3 protein-coding genes and 1 pseudogene are annotated in these 3720 nt (G+C 67.2%); all 4 read left to right on the plus strand.

Translation table 11 applies throughout. From position 1 onward, the window contains the following. Positions 1–275: 275 nt before the first annotated feature. Complete coding sequence (ettA, locus tag I6U14_RS11210; RefSeq protein WP_296899358.1) at positions 276–1943, plus strand: energy-dependent translational throttle protein EttA; 1668 nt, start codon at positions 276–278, stop codon at positions 1941–1943. Between the two features lie 136 nt (positions 1944–2079). After that, a complete protein-coding gene (locus I6U14_RS11215) occupies positions 2080–2961 on the plus strand; it encodes an ATP-binding protein (protein WP_296899360.1) in 882 nt (293 codons plus the stop codon). Positions 2962–3132: 171 nt separating this feature from the next. Next, positions 3133–3489: a hypothetical protein gene (locus I6U14_RS11220; protein WP_296899362.1), complete on the plus strand. Its 357-nt coding sequence runs from the start codon at positions 3133–3135 to the stop codon at positions 3487–3489. Next, positions 3486–3720, plus strand: a pseudogene (locus I6U14_RS11225) (hypothetical protein); the annotation flags it as partial. The gene I6U14_RS11220 and the pseudogene I6U14_RS11225, both read left to right, overlap by 4 nt.

Raw genomic sequence — 3720 nt, forward strand, 5'->3', positions numbered from 1 at the left:
TTGGACATTTTCAGGGCGAAGCCGCAAAATTCCGACATTACCCGGCTGAACCGAGCGTCGCGGCCGCGCCTGGTTGGCACCATTGTCACCCCGGCGATGTGCGAGTGTGACGCTGGCGGCACGCCGCTCAATCATAGCCACAAGCGCGGCATCCGTGCCGGATTGCTGCGCCCGCTTCCACTACGCCGCGGGCGCGTCGGCGCCAGCCACTACCCAGCCGCCGTCAATTGCCAACGGCGCCCAAGCCAACACCGAACAGCCCAAGTCAATCCGTCATGGCGCAGTACATCTACACCATGAACCGCGTCGGCAAGGTCGTGCCGCCGAAGCGGGTCATCCTCAGAGACATTTCACTATCGTTCTTCCCGGGCGCCAAGATCGGCGTGCTCGGCCTGAACGGCGCGGGCAAGTCCTCGTTGCTCAAGATCATGGCCGGCCTCGACACCGAGATCGAGGGTGAGGCCCGCCCCCAGCCCGGCATCAACATCGGCTATCTGCCGCAGGAGCCGCAGCTGGACTCGAGCAAAGACGTACGCGGCAACGTCGAAGAGGCCGTCGCCCCCATCAAGCAGGCCCTGGAGCGGCTCGACGCCGTCTATGCGGCCTACGCCGAGCCGGATGCGGACTTTGACGCCCTGGCGCAGGAGCAAGGCGAGCTCGAAAACCTCATCGAGGCCACCGACGGCCACAACCTGGACCGCACCCTGGAGGTCGCCGCCGACGCGCTGCGCCTGCCGCCCTGGGACGCCGACGTCAACAAGCTCTCCGGCGGCGAGCGCCGCCGCGTCGCCCTGTGCCGGCTGCTGCTCAGCAAGCCGGATATGCTGCTGCTGGACGAGCCCACCAACCACCTTGATGCAGAGTCCGTCGGCTGGCTGGAGCGCTTCCTGCATGACTACTCAGGCACCGTGGTCGCGGTGACGCACGATCGCTACTTCCTGGACAACGTGGCCGGCTGGATCCTGGAGCTGGACCGCGGCCACGGCATCCCGTGGCAAGGCAACTACTCCAGTTGGCTGGAGCAGAAAGAGGAACGCCTGGAGCAGGAGGAGAAGGCCGAGCAGGCGCGCATCAAGGCCATGAAGCACGAGCTGGAATGGGTCCGCGCCAACCCCAAGGGCCGCCACGCCAAGAGCAAGGCCCGCCTGGCGCGCTTCGACGAGCTGCAGTCGCAGGAATTCCAGAAGCGCAACGAAACCAACGAGATCTACATCCCACCCGGCGAGCGCCTGGGCGACCTGGTGGTTGAGGCCCAGGGTCTGCGCAAGGCCTACGGCGACCGCCTGCTCTACGAAGACCTGTCCTTCAACCTGCCCAAGGGCGGTATCGTCGGCATCATTGGCCCCAACGGTGCCGGCAAGACCACGCTGTTTCGCATCATCACCGGGCAGGAGCAGCCGGATGCCGGCGAGCTGCGCGTGGGCCCCACCGTGGACATCGGCTATGTGGACCAGAGCCGCGATGCGCTGGACGACAGCAAGACGGTATGGGAGGAGATCTCCGACGGCGCGGACAACATCATCGTCGGCAAGTTCGAGATGCCCTCGCGCGCCTACGTGAGCCGCTTCAACTTCAGGGGCGGAGATCAGCAAAAGCGCATCGGCGACCTCTCCGGTGGCGAGCGCAACCGCGTGCACCTGGCCAAGCTGCTCAAGACCGGCTGCAACCTGCTCCTGCTCGACGAGCCCACCAACGACCTGGACGTCGAGACCCTGCGCGCGCTGGAAGAGGCCATCCTCGCCTTCCCCGGCTGCGTGGTGGTCATCAGCCATGATCGCTGGTTCCTGGACCGCGTCGCCACTCACATCCTTGCGTTCGAGGGCGACTCGCAGGTGACCTGGTTCGAGGGCAATTACGCCGACTACGAGGCGGACCGCCAACGGCGCCTCGGCGAAGAGGCGGATCAGCCGCACCGGCTCAAGTTCCGGCGGCTCGACGCCTGACCTCGCCCTCGGGGCGTCCGGGAGCTTCTCGACAGGGTGTCCGAGGCGGCTAAGGCGGATTTCGCCTGCCGCATGGCAAGCCAACCCAGTGCCTCCGACGCCTGCATCAGGCCGGGGCAAGTTCCTGACAATCACCATGGCTGATACCCAAAACCGCCTTGCCGCTCTGCTCGCGCGCGCCGAGGGACTCCTCGGGCGTCTGGAGCAGCACCTGCCGCCGGCGGCGGACACGGATTGGAGCGCGCATGCATGGCGCTGGCGCAGCGGGGGTTTCGGCGCGCAGGGTCGAATGGAGGCGGTGCATCGCCCGCATGCGCTCGCACTGTCCGATCTCTGCTGCGTAGACGCGCAACGCGACGAAATCGACCGCAACACGCGCCAGTTCCTGGCCGGAGCCGGGGCCAACAATGTGCTGCTCTCCGGCGCCCGCGGCACCGGCAAGTCGACGCTGGTGAAGGCGCTGTTCAACACCTACCGCGGCCACGGGCTCAGGCTCATTGAAGTCGACAAGGACGAGCTCGTCGACCTGCCGCGCATCCTGGCCCTGCTCGAGGGACGCAGCGAGCGCTTTATCCTCTATTGCGACGACCTCTCATTCGAAGCCGGCGAAGGCAGCTACAAGGCGCTCAAGGCGGCCCTGGACGGCTCCATCAGCGCGCCACCGGACAACGTGCTCATCTACGCCACCTCCAACCGCCGCCATCTGCTGCCGGAGCTCCAGCGCGAGAATCGCGAGGCTCGCGTCGTCGATGGGGAGATCCACCACGGCGAGAGCATTGAAGAGAAGATCTCCCTGTCGGACCGTTTCGGGCTCTGGCTCTCCTTCCAGCCCTTCTCCCAGGGACAATACCTGAGCGTCTGTCGACACTGGCTGACGCGCCTCGGCGCTGACCACACGGATCCCGATGTGGAGCGCGCCGCCCTGCAATGGGCGCTGCGCCGGGGCTCGCGCAGCGGCCGAACGGCCTACCAATTCGCCCGCGACCACGCCGGCCGCCAGCGCATGGTCCAGGGCTGACCCACCCCGCGCATCGACCAGCAGTCGCGGCCGGTGTCCGCTCCTCGAGGGCCTGCAAATACCCCCTCTGGCCAGCAGCCGGCGCATGGGCGCATCATGGCACCATCGACTGGCGCCGACATCAGCCTCGGTGCCTGCACGGTCAATGTCTACGCGCCAGGAGCCACAGCGATGTCCAAGCCCGTCTCACTGCCCCGCATCCGCTACCGCGTCGTCGGCCAGGACGATTACATGCTGAGCATCGACGTCACCGCGGACAGCGGCTTCGTCATCGACGCCGGCGACTACACCAGCCACAAGCCAACTGAGGGCACGCTAACCCACGCCCAGGCGGGGCATCTGGCAGAGCTGCTGGAGCGCCTCGGTCCGCCCCGTGAGCACCCCGCACCGGCGGGCGCCACGGGCTTCATCGCGGAGCTCACCGTAGGCGACGGCCCCAAATTGCGTCACTACCGCTTCTGGGAGGGTGCGCTCGACGAAGAGCCCGACATTCGCAATCTGGTGCGCGCGCTCGAGGTCCTAGGATGAGCGAAGTGCCGACGGATCCCGCCCTCCCGGACTCCGGGGCGGTCATCGCCGGCACCAACGCTGCACAGCCCCCAACCGACACCGAGCGCCTGCTCGCCATCGACGCTGCCCACGCCTGGCACCCCTACACATCTACCATCGATCGCGACCCCGTTTACCCGGTGCGCGCGGCTGCCGGCTGCGAGATCGAGCTCATGGACGGCCGCCGACTGGTGGACGGCATGGCCTCCT

The sequence above is a fragment of the Thiohalocapsa sp. genome (genome assembly GCF_019695415.1).
Taxonomy (GTDB): domain Bacteria; phylum Pseudomonadota; class Gammaproteobacteria; order Chromatiales; family Chromatiaceae; genus Thiohalocapsa.